Origin of the sequence: Bradyrhizobium sp. R2.2-H (assembly GCF_004346455.1) — a bacterium.
GTDB classification, from domain to species: domain Bacteria; phylum Pseudomonadota; class Alphaproteobacteria; order Rhizobiales; family Xanthobacteraceae; genus Bradyrhizobium; species Bradyrhizobium diversitatis.
Map to the genome: position 1 here is coordinate 48,542 of NZ_SMBR01000001.1, position 13,324 is coordinate 61,865.

At 64.5% G+C, this 13,324-nt stretch carries 14 protein-coding genes; 10 read left to right on the forward strand and 4 right to left on the reverse strand.

What is annotated here, in order from left to right; genetic code table 11:
- The first annotated feature begins 125 nt into the window (after positions 1–125).
- The 5 genes from ggt (at position 126) to EDE08_RS00215 (ending at position 6,333) form a co-directional block, all read left to right on the forward strand.
- On the forward strand, positions 126–1,712 hold the full coding sequence (ggt, locus tag EDE08_RS00195; RefSeq protein WP_165935712.1) for a gamma-glutamyltransferase: 1,587 nt from the start codon (positions 126–128) through the stop codon (positions 1,710–1,712).
- A 168-nt stretch (positions 1,713–1,880) separates the two neighbouring features.
- Positions 1,881–2,495 (forward strand): (2Fe-2S)-binding protein, encoded by a 615-nt coding sequence (locus EDE08_RS00200; RefSeq protein ID WP_061878599.1) that lies wholly within the window; start codon positions 1,881–1,883, stop codon positions 2,493–2,495.
- A 4-nt stretch (positions 2,496–2,499) separates the two neighbouring features.
- A complete protein-coding gene (locus EDE08_RS00205; RefSeq protein WP_131866076.1) occupies positions 2,500–3,513 on the forward strand; it encodes an FAD binding domain-containing protein in 1,014 nt (337 codons plus the stop codon).
- A 2-nt stretch (positions 3,514–3,515) separates the two neighbouring features.
- Entirely contained in the window at positions 3,516–5,807 is a 2,292-nt protein-coding gene (locus EDE08_RS00210; RefSeq protein ID WP_131866078.1) for a xanthine dehydrogenase family protein molybdopterin-binding subunit, read from the forward strand.
- 61 nt (positions 5,808–5,868) lie between these two features.
- Entirely contained in the window at positions 5,869–6,333 is a 465-nt protein-coding gene (locus EDE08_RS00215; RefSeq protein WP_061878596.1) for an FKBP-type peptidyl-prolyl cis-trans isomerase, read from the forward strand.
- Positions 6,334–6,541: 208 nt separating this feature from the next.
- On the opposite strand, the gene EDE08_RS00225 is transcribed toward EDE08_RS00215, so the two are convergent.
- Positions 6,542–6,760 (reverse strand): CsbD family protein, encoded by a 219-nt coding sequence (locus tag EDE08_RS00225; protein WP_028179717.1) that lies wholly within the window; start codon positions 6,758–6,760, stop codon positions 6,542–6,544.
- Between the two features lie 128 nt (positions 6,761–6,888).
- Here EDE08_RS00225 and EDE08_RS00230 point away from each other — a divergent pair, with 128 nt between their 5' ends.
- From EDE08_RS00230 to EDE08_RS00240, 3 genes are all read left to right on the forward strand, one after another.
- The gene (locus EDE08_RS00230; protein WP_024341406.1) at positions 6,889–7,398 is read left to right on the forward strand and encodes a cupin domain-containing protein; all 510 of its coding nucleotides are present in this window, start codon (positions 6,889–6,891) and stop codon (positions 7,396–7,398) included.
- 126 nt (positions 7,399–7,524) lie between these two features.
- Entirely contained in the window at positions 7,525–7,953 is a 429-nt protein-coding gene (locus EDE08_RS00235; RefSeq protein WP_131866082.1) for a VOC family protein, read from the forward strand.
- Positions 7,954–7,988: 35 nt separating this feature from the next.
- Complete coding sequence (locus tag EDE08_RS00240; RefSeq protein ID WP_131866084.1) at positions 7,989–8,477, forward strand: VOC family protein; 489 nt, start codon at positions 7,989–7,991, stop codon at positions 8,475–8,477.
- A gap of 155 nt (positions 8,478–8,632) precedes the next feature.
- Here the strand turns inward: EDE08_RS00240 and EDE08_RS00245 are convergent, their stop codons facing one another.
- Positions 8,633–9,802, reverse strand: a complete 1,170-nt coding sequence (locus EDE08_RS00245; protein WP_165935711.1) for a hypothetical protein — start codon at positions 9,800–9,802, stop codon at positions 8,633–8,635.
- A gap of 2 nt (positions 9,803–9,804) precedes the next feature.
- Entirely contained in the window at positions 9,805–10,506 is a 702-nt protein-coding gene (locus EDE08_RS00250) for a FecR family protein (protein WP_165935710.1), read from the reverse strand.
- 51 nt (positions 10,507–10,557) lie between these two features.
- On the opposite strand from EDE08_RS00250, the gene EDE08_RS00255 reads away from it, so the two are divergent.
- Positions 10,558–11,988, forward strand: coding sequence for a phospholipid carrier-dependent glycosyltransferase (locus EDE08_RS00255; RefSeq protein WP_131866090.1), 1,431 nt, complete (start codon positions 10,558–10,560; stop codon positions 11,986–11,988).
- 56 nt (positions 11,989–12,044) lie between these two features.
- Here EDE08_RS00255 and EDE08_RS00260 read toward each other — a convergent pair whose 3' ends face one another.
- Positions 12,045–12,686 carry an OmpA family protein gene (locus EDE08_RS00260; RefSeq protein WP_131866092.1) on the reverse strand — a complete coding sequence of 214 codons (642 nt, stop codon included), beginning with the start codon at positions 12,684–12,686 and terminating at the stop codon, positions 12,045–12,047.
- 337 nt (positions 12,687–13,023) lie between these two features.
- Here EDE08_RS00260 and EDE08_RS00265 point away from each other — a divergent pair, with 337 nt between their 5' ends.
- Positions 13,024–13,269, forward strand: coding sequence for a hypothetical protein (locus tag EDE08_RS00265; protein WP_131866094.1), 246 nt, complete (start codon positions 13,024–13,026; stop codon positions 13,267–13,269).
- Positions 13,270–13,324 lie beyond the last annotated feature (55 nt).

Sequence of the window (13,324 nt, forward strand, 5' to 3'; positions counted from 1 at the left end):
CCAGCAGATGGCAGCCATTTTCCTGGTATGCCAGCATTGCCCCGCCGGGCCGGAATGTGTCATGTAGACGCGGTTTTCGAGATGGCGCGCCACTCGCGCCGACGGCCAAGAGAGCAAGAAATTCGATGAGAAACTTCCATTTCCCCGGCAGGTCCACGGTCCACGCCACCAATGCGATGGTCGCGACCTCGCACCCGCAAGCCTCGCTCGCGGCGATCGAGGTGCTGCGCGATGGCGGCACGGCGGTGGACGCGGCCGTCGCCGCCTCCGCCCTGCTCGGCGTGATCGAGCCGCAATCGACCGGCATCGGCGGGGATTGTTTTGCGCTGATCCAGCCGCGCGGCGAGGGCAAGATCATCGCCTATAACGGCTCAGGCCGTGCGCCCAGGGCGGCGAACGCGGACTGGTATCTCGAGCGCAAGATCAACTCCGTGCCGCTGACCTCGGCGCATGCGGTCTCGATTCCAGGCGTGATCGACGCCTTCGCGACGGTCCTGCGCGACCACGGCAAGTTCGGTTTCGACCGGCTGCTTCAGCCCGCGATCAAGGCGGCCGAGGAAGGCTACGTCGTCGCGCCCCGCATCGCCTTCGACTGGAAGAACCAGTTCGAGAAGCTCAAGAATGGCACCAACACCGTGCGCTACCTGCTGCCGGGCGGCAAGCCGCCGGTCGCCGGCGACGTCATTCGCCAGGCCGAACTCGGCAAGACCCTGCGCGCGATCGCCAAGGATGGCCGCGACGCCTTCTACAAGGGGCCGATCGCGGAAGACATGGTCGAGACCCTCAGGGGGATCGGCGGCCTGCACACGCTCGACGATTTTGCCGCGCATACCACTGAAGTGACGACGCCGATCGGCACCATGTACAAGGGCTATGACTTCTGGCAGTGCCCGCCGAACGGCCCGGGCGTCACCGCGCTCCTGATGCTCAACATCCTGTCGCGCTTCGATCTGACCAAGTACGCGCCCGTCAGCGTCGAGCGTTTCCATCTCGAGGCGGAAGCCGCCCGCATCGCCTACATGAACCGCGAGATGCACGTCGCCTCTCCCGAGCACATGAAGATCAACGTCGCCGAGATGCTCGAGAAGGGCTTTGCCGACGAGTACATCAGCAAGATCCGCATGGACGGCATGCTCGACCTGCCGAATGTCGCGCCGCCGATGAACCCCTCGACCATCTACATCACGGTCGTGGACAAGGACCGCAACGTCTGCTCGTTCATCAACTCGGTTGCGCATTCCTTCGGTTCGGCGATCGTCTCGAACAAGACCGGTGTCTTGTTCCAGAACCGCGCCGGCGGCTTCCGCATCCAGCCAGGTCACCCCAACTGCATCGAAGGCGGCAAGCGTCCGCTGCATACGATCATGCCGGGCCTGCTCACCAAGGGTGGACGCTCCGTGATGCCGTTCGCCGTGATGGGTGGCCAATATCAGCCGACCGGCCAGACCCATGTCTTGACCAACATCCTCGACTATGGCTGCGACGTGCAGGAGGCGATCGACATGCCGCGCGGCCTGCATTACGAGGGCCAATATCAACTCGAGGACAGCGTACCGGCTGCGATCGTCGAAGGCTTGAGGAAGCTTGGCCACAAGACTACCAGCGTGGTCGGCCCGCTCGGCGGCGCCCAGGCGATCTGGATCGATTGGGACAAGGGCACGCTCACCGGCGGGTCCGATCCGCGCAAGGACGGCTGCGCGCTGGGTTATTGAGCTCGCAGCGGGGTCCGCGCGAAAAGATCAGGAAAAGTTGACGAAGGGCGGCGCGGTATTTACTGCGCCGCCCTTTCTCATTCGGAACTGCGCTCATTGCTCGAGGTTAAGGGGCGATGAGCGGTGCAGGTGTGCGCTGCTCTTGCAGATAGCGGCGGAGGCCGGCCCATGTCCGACAAATCAAGTTCCAGAACATCGACATTCGATCGCCGCGCCTTCATGGCCGGTGCTGCCGGAACTGCGCTGGTTCCGATGACGGCGCGCGCGGCTGCGCAGGATGCGAATGTGCCTGTCGCGCGGGATCCGTCACTTCCCGTTGAGGTCACGCTGCGCGTCAACGGCAAGGACAAGCGCCTGCTCATCGACGCGCGCACCACGGTGCTCGATGCGTTGCGTGAACATCTCAAGCTCACCGGCAGCAAGAAGGGCTGCGACCACGGCCAGTGCGGTGCCTGCACGGTACTGATCGATGATCGCCGCGTGGTGTCGTGCCTGACGCTGGCGCTCGCAGCCGAGGGGCAGGAGATCACGACGATCGAGGGTCTGGCCACCGACGACCGCCTGCATCCCATGCAGCAGGCCTTCGTCGACAACGATGCGTTCCAGTGCGGCTACTGCACGCCCGGCCAGATCATGTCTGCCGTGGCCTGCGTGAAGGAGGGACACGCGGGGAGCGAGGCCGACATCCGCGAGTATATGAGCGGCAACATCTGCCGCTGCGCTGCCTATCCCAACATCGTCGCTGCCGTGAAGCAGGCCGCACCCGAGATCATGAAAGGCTAGGCGTATGCGATCGTTTTCGTATCAGAGAGCATCAGACCCCGATATGGCCGTGCGGGCGCTCGCCGCCGGGGCCGCCAACGATCCGCTGACGAAGGCGGCGGCACAGCCGCTTGCCGGCGGCACCACGCTGATCGATTTGATGAAGCTCGACGTGATGCGGCCCGCCGCAATCGTCGATATCAATCCGCTGGCCCACGCCTGGTCGGCGATCGAGCCAGGCGGCGGAAGCTTGCGGCTCGGCGCGCTCGCAAGGATGTCCGACGTGGCCGCGCATGCCGAGATCCAGCGCAGCTATCCCGTGATCGCGGATTCGCTGAAGCTCGCCGCCAGCGCTCAGCTGCGCAACATGGCGACGCTCGGCGGCAACGTGATGCAGCGGACGCGTTGCAACTACTTTCGCGATGTCTCCTATGAGAACTGCAACAAGCGCAATCCCGGCTCCGGCTGTGCCGCGATGGACGGCGTCAATCGCATGCATGCGGTGCTCGGCGTCTCCGACCAGTGCATCGCGACCTATCCCGGCGATTTCGCGCAGGCGCTGATCGCACTCGATGCCGTGGTCGAGATCACGGGCAAGGCCGGCACGCGCGGCATGCCGTTCGCGCAGCTGCACAAGGCACCGGGCAGCACGCCCGAGATCGAGACCACGCTTCAGCCCGGGGAGCTGATCTCGGCCTTCTCGATCCAGGGCCGGTGGCCCCGTTCGGTGTATCTCAAGGCGCGTGACCGGCAATCCTACGAATTCGCGCTGTCCTCGGCTGCGATCGCGCTCGACGTGCAGGACGGCACGATCAGGGACGCGCGCGTCGCGCTCGGCGGTGTCGCCACCGTGCCGTGGCGGGCGCGCGAGGCGGAGGCGCTATTGAAGGGACAGAAGTTCGACGAAGCGCTGGCGCGGCGCGTGGCCGATGCCGCCTTTGCGGACGCCCGTGGCCGTCGGCACAACAGCTTCAAGATCGGGCTCGGCAGGCGCGTGGTGGCACGCGCGCTTCAGCAGGCCGTAAAGATGGAGATCTGACCATGACCGCTGCAGCTCCCGAGCCCAAGGCGAATATGGGGCAGCCCGTGCCGCGCTACGATGCGGCCGCAAAGGTCACGGGGCGTGCGACCTACGCCTCCGACATGCCGCTGGACAATCCGGCCTATGCGTTCCTGGTCACCAGCGCCATCGCCAAGGGCCGCATCGACCGCTTCGATCTCGACGACGCTAGAGGCGTTCGCGGCGTGATAGACATCATCACGCACGAGAACGCCCCGAAGCTGAAGGAAACGAAACTGTTCAGCAATGGCGGCTATGCCGGCACCACGATCCAGCCGCTGACCTCGGCCGAAATCGCGCATGACGGCCAGATCATCGCCGTGGTCATCGCGGAGAGCTATGAGGCCGCGCGCGAGGCCGCCAATCGCGTCAAGGTCAGCTATACGGCGACGGCGCCGAGTGCGAGCTTCGAATCGCCGGGAACGACTACGGCAGCCGCAAAGGGACAGAACGCGCAGTTCAAGGAAGATCCCGAGGTCGGCGACTTCGCCAAGGCCTTCGATGCGGCCGAGGTCAAGCTTACCGCGTCCTACGACACGCCGACGCAGCACCACAATCCGATGGAGCTGTTCACGACCAGCTGCGCCTGGATGGGCGACAATCTCGTCATCTACGAGGGGAGTCAGTATGTCTATGGCCTGAAGAACGGCGTGGCCGAGCAACTCGGCATCGACGCCGACAAGGTACGCGTGGTCAATCCCTATGTCGGCGGCGGCTTTGGCTCGCGCGGCTCGATGACGCCGCGCACCGCCATCATCGCCGGCATTGCCAAGCGCTTGAGCCGTCCGGTCAAGCTGGTCCCGACCCGCGACCAGGGCTTTACCATCGCGACCTACCGCGCCGAGACGCGGCACGAGATCAAGCTCGGTGCGAGCCGGGATGGCAAGCTGGTCGCCTTGAGGCATGAGGGGGCTGAAATCTCCTCGCGGCCCGACGCCTATTGCGTCGGCGGCACCAAGACCACGACGCGGCTTTATGCGTGCCCGAACATCGAAAGCCTGGTGTCGATCGTGCGCGCCGACCGTAACACGCCCGGCTTCATGCGCTCGCCGCCGGAAGTGCCGTATCTGTTCGCGCTGGAAAGCGCGATGGACGAACTCGCCGTGAAGCTCAACATGGATCCGGTCGAGTTCCGTCGCATCAACGACACCACCACCGAGCCCATTGGCGGCAAGACCTACACGTCGCGGTCGCTGATGGCGTGCTTCGACGAAGCCGCCAAGGCGTTCGGCTGGTCGCAGCGGACGCCGCAGGCAAGATCGATGTCCGACGGGGATTGGCTGGTCGGCTACGGCTGTGCCGCCACCTGCTATCCGACGCAGATGGCGCCATCCGCCGCGCGCGTGCGCCTCCAGCGCGATGGCCGCACCCGTGTCGAGATCGCCGGCCACGAGATCGGCACCGGCGCCTATACCGTCATCGCCCAGACGGCGGCCGAGCGGCTCGGCGTGCCGCTTGAAAAAGTGGCGGTCTTCATCGGCGACAGCGACCTGCCGCCCGCGCCGGTTGCCGGCGGCTCCAACTCGACCGCCAGCACCTGCTCCGTGGTGATGATGGTGTGCGATCAGATCCGGCAGCGCCTGTTCAAGGCGGTGATGCCGAGCGACAGCCTCGCCGACAAGGCCAGGGAAACTGTCGGCATCAGCCCGGCACCGTCGACCCAGGCGGCGAAGAGCGACCGCCCGCTCGATATCGAGAAGGCGTTCGATGCGCTTGGCGTCGGCGTCGTCGAGGAATATGGCGAGTGGAAGCCGGAGGGCGCACCGCCGGACTCGTTCAGGGCCATGCATGCCGGGCAGCCTCGGTTCGTCGGCGGTCACCAAATGAAGGACAAGATCGCCTATGCCTTCGGCGCCGAGTTCGTCGAGGTCCGCATCAACCGCTTCACGCACGAAATCCGTTGCCCCCGGCTGGTCGGCGCATTCGCGGCCGGCAGGATCATGAATCCGCGCACCGCGCGCAGCCAGCTGATGGGCGGCCTGATCTGGGGCATGTCCTCGGCGCTGCTGGAGGCCACCGAGATCGACGAGCGCAATGCGCGCTACGTCAACGACAATCTTGCCGACTATCTCGTGCCCGTGAATGCCGATGTGCCCGGCGTCGAGGTCATCATGCTCTCCGAGCAGGACGATCACATCAACCCGGTGGGCGCAAAGGGTCTCGGCGAGCTTGCCAATGTCGGCACCAACGCCGCGATCTGCAACGCGATCTATCACGCCACCGGTCAGCGCATCCGCAAGCTGCCGGTACGACTGGAAAATATCGAGGTCTAAAGGGGTGGAAACGGCGACGGCGTTGGGTTAGACACCTCCCGCCTCTAATGGAAGGTGCCCTATGCAGCGTTTTCAGCGCATGCTCCTCGCTATCATGTCGGCACTCGCGATCACCGTGATCGGTGGCGTGTCCGATTTCGTTTCCACCACGGCCTCGGCCCAGACCGCAGGAAAGACCATGACCACAGCTTCAGGCCTGCAGATCATCGACTCCACCGTCGGCACCGGTGCCTCGCCGCAGCCCGGTCAGATCTGCGTGATGCACTATACCGGCTGGCTCTATGAGAACGGCCAGAAGGGCAAGAAATTCGACTCCTCTGTCGATCGCAAGGAGCCGTTCGAATTCCCGATCGGCAAGGGCCGCGTCATCGCCGGCTGGGACGAGGGCGTTGCCTCGATGAAGGTCGGCGGCAAGCGCACGCTGATCATCCCGCCGCAGCTCGGCTATGGCGCGCGCGGCGCCGGCGGCGTGATCCCGCCGAACGCGACGCTGATGTTCGACGTGGAATTGCTCGCGGTGAAGTGACGGTGTAGCCGGACGTCGTCATGCCCGGGCTTGTCCCGCCTGCGCGGCCGAAGCCGCTCCGGCGCGGCGAAGGCCCGGGCATCTACGTTCTTCGAACCGCATGCAAAGACGTGGATGGCCGGGACAAGCCCGGCCATGACGTAGCGAGCAAGACAAAACAAAAAGACCGGCCTTTCGGCCGGTCTTTTCGCTTTCAGCTCTAAGCGCGTCACTCCGCTGCGCGCTTTGCGGCAGCAGCAGCGCGATCCATCGCTTCCTTCGCGGCATCCTTGGCGTCGCCCATGGCCTGCTGGCCCTTGCCCTTGACTTCCTGGACCACGCCTTCGCCCTTCATGCGATCGGACCCGGTGGCTTCGCCGATGCCCTGCTTGGCCTTGCCGATCGCCTCGTTCGCGGTGCCCTTGATCTTGTCAGTGGTGCTGCCCATGAAATTCTCCTCTCGGTTTGCTCGCAATGACAACACCGAGCGGCTACGAGGGTTCCATTTTTAGTATGGCTTGCGGCTGCGGCTTTGGGGTAGTTTGCCGCGCACGAACCAACAGAAGGCAAGTACCCATGACCGGCCATGACCACTCGCATTCCCACCATGACCACGATCATGATCGCTGGAAGCATGACGGCGTGCGCGTCATTCCGGGCAATCAGCTCGACACGAACGTGCCCTCGACGGCTGGCATGGACCGCGCGGCCGCCATCAATTTCGCACGCGTCGGCGCGCAGAAATTGTGGGCGGGCACGGTCAGCATCAAGCCGGATGCCAAGACCGGCGCGCATCATCACGGCCATCTCGAAAGCGTCATCTATGTGGTGAAGGGGAAGGCGCGGATGCGTTGGGGCGAGAGCCTGCAATTCACCGCGGAAGCCGGCCCGGGCGACTTCATTTTCGTTCCGCCCTACGTGCCGCACCAGGAGATCAACGCCAGCCCGGACGAGGTGCTGGAATGCGTGCTGGTGCGCAGCGACGGCGAGGCGGTAGCGATCAACCTCGACATCGAGCCGGTGGAGAAGCCCGAGACCGTGCTGTGGATCGACCCGGTGCACCGCGATCCCAACGAGAAGAAGTAACTCGGCGCTGCGGGGTTCGGTGCGACAGAACCCCGCGGATCGGGGTCCGAAAAAAATTAGTTGGAAGCGGTGTCGGATGGCGGTCTGGCCGTCCGTCCTTGGGCAGACCCACCCGAGGAGCTTCCGATGCCCAAGATGATCTTCGTCAACCTGCCGGTGACCGACCTCAAGCGCGCGACCGCCTTTTATGAGGCGGTCGGTGCGGTCAACAATCCGCAATTCAGCGACGAGACCGCGAGCTGCATGGTCTTTTCCGAGACCATTTTCGTCATGCTGCTGACCCACGACAAATTCCGCCAGTTTACGCCGAAGCCAATCGCGGACGCCAGGACCTCGAATCAGGCGCTGTTCTGCCTGTCCGCGGACAGTCGCAGCGACGTCGACGATGTCGTCGCCAAGGCCGCGGCGGCGGGCGGAGTGGCCGATCCCGGTCCGAAGGACGAATACAGCTTCATGTACGGCCGCAGCTTCGAGGATCCCGACGGCCATATGTGGGGTGTGAACTGGATGGATCTTGCGGCTGCCCCTCTGCAGCCCGAGATGGCGAACGCCTGATCCGAGCTCAGAAGATCTGAAGAGGAGCATTCACGATGTCCAAGCTCGTGCCCTGCATGTGGTTCAACGGCGATGCCGAGGACGCTGCAAAGTTCTACGTCTCGCTGGTTCCGAACTCGGAGATCACGCACGTCCAGCGCAACGTTTCGGACGGCCCCTCCGGCAAGGAAGGCTCCGTGCTCGTCGTCGAGTTCACGGTGGCCGGACAGCCGCTGGTCGCGCTCAATGGCGGCATGAAGATGGAGTACACTCACGCAATCTCGCTGATGATCCATTGCGACGACCAGGCCCAGGTCGACAGCGTCTGGAACGCGTTCCTCGCCCACGGCGGCAAGGAAGAACAGTGCGGCTGGCTCCGGGATCGCTGGGGCGTGGCCTGGCAGGTGGTGCCGAAAGTGATGTTCGAGTTCCTGTCGAGCCCGGACAAGGCAGCCGCCGCGCGCGCGATGCAGGCCATGATGAAGATGGTGAAGCTGGACGTCGACGTGTTGCGTCGTGCGTTCGAGGGCAAGTCTGCGGCGTGAGGCGGATGCTTTCGCCATACGATCGGTGTCATCGCCCGGCTTGACCGGGCGATCCAGAACTCCGAGACGGCAGTGATTGAGCGGATGGGCTGCGGCGTACTGGATGTCCCGCCTTCGCGGGACATGACGGCGGAATTTGCGGCGAGATCTCCGTCCTAATAATTGATCCGCAGCCCGACGCCGCCGTGGATCGTGTTCCCGACCGGCTGCGGGCCCAACGTGCCGTTGGCGAAGAGATCCACGATCCAGCCCTTTTGCACGCGGAAGCCGAGGCGACCGCCATATTCGAACCAGCCCTGGTTGCCCATGGTCGGCACCACCGTGCCGTTGCCGGTCACGGTGGCGACGATGCCGCTATGGCTCGCAAACGACTGCACCCAGCCGCCATTGATGTTTGTCTCGATGCTGCTGCCGAAGAGATGCGTCCACTGGCCGCCGATCTTGACGAGGCTGGTGCGGTCGGTGCCATCAGCGATGCTGGCGTCGAATGGATTGAAAGCCACCGTACTGTCGCTATAGCCGGAGACGCGCTGCCAGAGCTGCCAGACCTCGATCGAGGCCGCGACCTCGTCGCGTGGCGAGAGGCGACCTATCCAGCCGGCGCGACCGTAGACAGCGTAGTTCGAGGCGTTGGTCGAGCTGGTCACGCTGACCGGGCCGAGACTGGTATCGTAGCTGCGCGTGTAGCGCGCCTTCTCCCATGGCGTCAGGATCGTGCCGACGTCGAAGAACGGCCGCGACGAGCCCCAATCGGTAAAGTCATAGCGCAACGCGAAAGCGCCGATCGGTGCGCTCGTGATCTTGTAGCCGCCCTCGTCGTAATGCGTGTAGGCGATGCCGGCGAGCAGCGACAGATTGTTGGTCAGCGCCTTGCGGCCGTGGATGCCGGCCGAGAACGAGCCGGCCGAGCCGAATGCGCTGATGCAGTCGCCGCAATTGATCTGCTCGTTGACGCCGAGCAGCACCGTGCCGAGCACCCGGTTGGTGATCATCTGATTGAAGCGCTGGTTGGCGAGGCCGCCGATCGAATTGCCGCTGGAAGCCGCGCCGGTCGGTGTCGGGCTCGGCGACGGATATGGGCTGGGAGAAGGATACGGACTCGGCGACGGTGAGGGCGCAGGGCTTGGTGAGGGCGCAGGACTCGGGGAGGGCGCTGGCGAGGGCGAGTAGGTCGGCGATGGATAAGGCGTCGGCTCGCCGCACTCGGACCCGCACTCCGACGTCTGCGCAGCCGCCGGACGGGCCCCCGAGGCGACAAGCGCAAACGCGGCAAATGCGGCGAGCACGCCGATGAGGATGAGGCGCTGGAAGCGGTATTTCGTCATCGTCAGCGCCCGCACAGCATGCCGTCGTCCTGGACGGCAGGCATGATGGTCGGCGAGGCGCCGGCGTACTGGTTGACCGCGCACAATCCGGCACTCGCGGCGCAGTTGGCGGCAAACGTCCAGGGCGGCGTATTGGACTTGGTGATGCTCACCTTGCCGCCGGTTGAGGTGATGATCGCGGTGTCGCCTGGCTGGGTGAGCTGCACGCACTGGGAGCTCTTGGTGCAGACGCTGGCCGCGCCGTCCTGAAGCACGACCACGGAGCGCCCGCGTTGCGAGAGGATGTCGAGCGTGGTGCCGCGCACACCGATGGTCGCAAGCGGCGTCGTGATCTTGTAGGCGGCTTTGTCGGAACGCCCGGTGACGAAGCGGAAGGCGCCGGTGGTCATGCGGATCGCGACGTCGCGATAGCTGCGCTCGTCGTTGAAGACGGTGCGGTCGAGCTTCAGCGTGGCGCTCGGGCCGAGCGACAGATTGGTGCTGTCCGCCATCACGAAACGCGCCGCGCTGTCGGCGCCGGTCCGCACGGTCTCGTCGCGCAGCATGCTGTCGCCGACATTGATCGGCGTCGTGGTCGCGGCCACGCGCACGACCTCGTTCTGGATCACGACGGCTTCGCCGACGCGAGTCTGCGCCTGCGCGCTGGAGCCGGCGCACAATGCGGCCGACGAGAGGATGGAGAAAAGCCAAAAACGCAAATTCATTTCGCAACCGATCGATGTGCCCCTGATCGTACCGGATCGCGCTCGCTTGCGATGTGGCGTAATTATCACAAGCGGCGCGGGACGTGCGCTATGCTTAGTGACAGTTGCGGCAGAATGCGTTCAATGAAAACGACGATCCTTGTTTTTGTCCGCGGTGACGCAAATTTGCCACGCAAGATATCTCAACAGCAGCCGTTCGAGGCGTTCGCAGTTCCAAAACTGTCGCGGAGCGCAGTGCTTGCTGTCGCGATTTTCCTGGTAGCGCATCTGGCGCTGCTGATCGGTCTCGCCACGCCGGAAAAATTCGTCTTCGACGAGGTGCATTACGTCCCGGCGGCGCGGCAGATGCTGGCGCCCGTGATGTCGCAGCCGATGCTCAATCCGATGCATCCGCCGCTCGCCAAGGAGCTGATCGCGGCATCGATCGCAGCCTTCGGCGACAACGCGCTTGGCTGGCGTTACCCCGCGACGTTGTTCGGTGCGTTGGCGATCGTCGCAATCTATCTGTGCGGGCTCGCGCTGTTTTCCGCGCAAGGGCCCGCGATCGCCGCGGCGCTGATTGCGGCGTTCAACCAGATGCTGTACGTGCAGGCGCGCATCGCGATGCTCGACATCTTTGCGCTCGGATTCGGCCTGCTTGCGACCGCCGCCTTCATGCATGGTTTTCGCAGAGAGCGGCCGCAGGCAATGTTCGCGCTCGCGGGCAGCTTGTTCGGCTGTGCTGCGGCCTGCAAATGGAGCGGCCTGTTTCCGCTGGGCGTCTGCATCGTCATCGTTGCGGTGATCCGCCTGATGCAGGGCTGGCGTACGCTGTTCGCCGACGCGAGGCCGGACGACTGGTATCGGCCGGAGCTGTGGCCCGGCTTGAGGCTGCATAATGTCGCGCTCTGCTTCGTCGCCTTGCCGATGGTGACCTACCTTGCCGCTTTCGTCCCGCTCCATGGCGTGTCGCTGCCGGATCTGATCGAGGCGCAGCGGCGGATCTTCGCCGACAACACCACGACGGCCATCGCCGGCCACACCTATATGAGCGCATGGCCGTCCTGGCCGTTGCTCGCGCGCCCGGTGTGGTTCCTGTTTGACAAGACGGGAGATGACAACGTCGCTGCGATCGTCTTTCTTGGCAATCCGCTGGTGCTCTGGCCGGCTCTGATCGCGCTGGTCATCGTGTTGTGGGATTTCATCCTGGCGCGGCGGTGGGATGCATTCCTGATCGCGGCATTCTATTTCGGTCCCTGGCTCGCCTGGGCGTTGCTGCCGCGTACGCTTGGCTTCATCTATTACTACCTGCCGGCCGCGACCGCGGCGTCGCTGGCGCTGGTCTATGTGCTGCGCCGGGAGGGGCTGCCACGCTGGCTGCTGTGGGCCTATGTCGGCGTCGCTGCGGCCGGCTTTGCGGTGATGCTGCCGATCTCCGCGGCCTTCATCGGCACGTCCATGCGAACATTCGGCCGCCTGATGCTGTTTCAAAGCTGGATATGACGTCGCCGCCTGCCGGGTTGCGGCAGGCGGCGTGTCTCTTGCGCCACGATCGCGCGTTACTTCGCTGCGGTCTTGGTGTCCATGTTCACGACCTGGACGCGGCGGTTGATCGCGTCGGTGCCGTTGGCGGCATCCTTCAGCTTGGTCTCGCCGTAGCCGACGGTGACGAGATCGGTGCCGTTGAGGCCGTAGTTCTGCACCAGGTATTTCTTGATGGTGTCGGCGCGCCGTTCGGAGAGCCCTTGATTGTACTCTTCGCCGCCGGTCGCGTCGGTGTGGCCGGCGACCACGAAGGTCGAGCCCTTCAGCGCCGGATCGGACAGCGCCTTGCCGAGCGCCTGCACCGATGCCAGCGACGTCCTGGCGATGTCGGCCGAGTTGTAGTCGAACTGGATCTCCAGATCGATCTTCGGCTTGGTCGCAGCTAACTCGGCGATCTGCTCGCGCTCGCCGGTCGAGAGCGACCGGGTCGGGCGGTTGCGCACCGTGTTCAGGAAGGTCGCTTCCTTGGCTTGCGCGGTCGTGTCGGCCTGCGGACCGACGGACAGGCCCCGGGTTGCCGGCTTGGGCTTCAGTGCATCGATGATTTTGTCGGTGGAGACATTGCTGTCGCCGGCCAGTGCCAGCCCCGCCGTCATCGACAGGGCTGCGGAAAGAGCAATCGCCTTCAGTGCAAAAGACTTATCAAAACGGGTCATTGTCGAATCCTCGCTGCTACGCCTGATGGCGATTTGATGCTGGGAGCCTAGGGGAGGTTCAAAAGCCCCGATGTGATCTTCCTCACATTCGAAATTGGCCGCGGAGACTCTGATCCGGTTCGATCGTCTGCGGTTGGGGCGGAACTGGGAACCCCGGAAATCCCCGTTCCCGGTCGTCGAAAGAGCGTCGGGGGAGCGCCCAAAAGCCGCACGCCGAGATGGGGCTGATTCGGCTGTGCAGCAACGAAATGTCTTCTCCCTGAAAAACTTGCCGTCGAAGAATGGCAGTTGTGGTGGCCGGCATCAGGCCGGCTGCCTTTTCCGGAGGAGAAGATTGATGAAGACCCTGTTGCTCGCGACGGCATTCGTGGCGCTTGCGCTGTCCCCCGCATCCGCCGCCAAGATGGCGTGCACCAGTGCAAATATGGCCAAGCTCGTTGCCGGGATGGGCGGCGAAGACACGCCGGGCAAGATCGCAGCGAGGAAATCGATGGCCGCTGCCAATTCCGACATGAGCAAAGGCAACATGCGCGGCGCCTGCAAGCATTATATGAGCGCCGAGAAGGCGATGGCGATGAAGTAGGCTCCCGCGATCCCGGACGTGATGGCCGCGCTGGCAGCAGATGGCAGCGCGGCTT

What these genes read in the sequence shown, in the direction of transcription:
- ggt (WP_165935712.1), top strand. Translation starts at nt 126, where the DNA reads ATGAGAAACTTCCATTTCCCCGGCAGGTCCACGGTCCACGCCACCAAT.
- EDE08_RS00200 (WP_061878599.1), top strand. Translation starts at nt 1,881, where the DNA reads ATGTCCGACAAATCAAGTTCCAGAACATCGACATTCGATCGCCGCGCC.
- EDE08_RS00205 (WP_131866076.1), top strand. Translation starts at nt 2,500, where the DNA reads ATGCGATCGTTTTCGTATCAGAGAGCATCAGACCCCGATATGGCCGTG.
- EDE08_RS00210 (WP_131866078.1), top strand. Translation starts at nt 3,516, where the DNA reads ATGACCGCTGCAGCTCCCGAGCCCAAGGCGAATATGGGGCAGCCCGTG.
- EDE08_RS00215 (WP_061878596.1), top strand. Translation starts at nt 5,869, where the DNA reads ATGCAGCGTTTTCAGCGCATGCTCCTCGCTATCATGTCGGCACTCGCG.
- EDE08_RS00225 (WP_028179717.1), bottom strand. Translation starts at nt 6,760, where the DNA reads ATGGGCAGCACCACTGACAAGATCAAGGGCACCGCGAACGAGGCGATC.
- EDE08_RS00230 (WP_024341406.1), top strand. Translation starts at nt 6,889, where the DNA reads ATGACCGGCCATGACCACTCGCATTCCCACCATGACCACGATCATGAT.
- EDE08_RS00235 (WP_131866082.1), top strand. Translation starts at nt 7,525, where the DNA reads ATGCCCAAGATGATCTTCGTCAACCTGCCGGTGACCGACCTCAAGCGC.
- EDE08_RS00240 (WP_131866084.1), top strand. Translation starts at nt 7,989, where the DNA reads ATGTCCAAGCTCGTGCCCTGCATGTGGTTCAACGGCGATGCCGAGGAC.
- EDE08_RS00245 (WP_165935711.1), bottom strand. Translation starts at nt 9,802, where the DNA reads ATGACGAAATACCGCTTCCAGCGCCTCATCCTCATCGGCGTGCTCGCC.
- EDE08_RS00250 (WP_165935710.1), bottom strand. Translation starts at nt 10,506, where the DNA reads ATGAATTTGCGTTTTTGGCTTTTCTCCATCCTCTCGTCGGCCGCATTG.
- EDE08_RS00255 (WP_131866090.1), top strand. Translation starts at nt 10,558, where the DNA reads ATGTGGCGTAATTATCACAAGCGGCGCGGGACGTGCGCTATGCTTAGT.
- EDE08_RS00260 (WP_131866092.1), bottom strand. Translation starts at nt 12,686, where the DNA reads ATGACCCGTTTTGATAAGTCTTTTGCACTGAAGGCGATTGCTCTTTCC.
- EDE08_RS00265 (WP_131866094.1), top strand. Translation starts at nt 13,024, where the DNA reads ATGAAGACCCTGTTGCTCGCGACGGCATTCGTGGCGCTTGCGCTGTCC.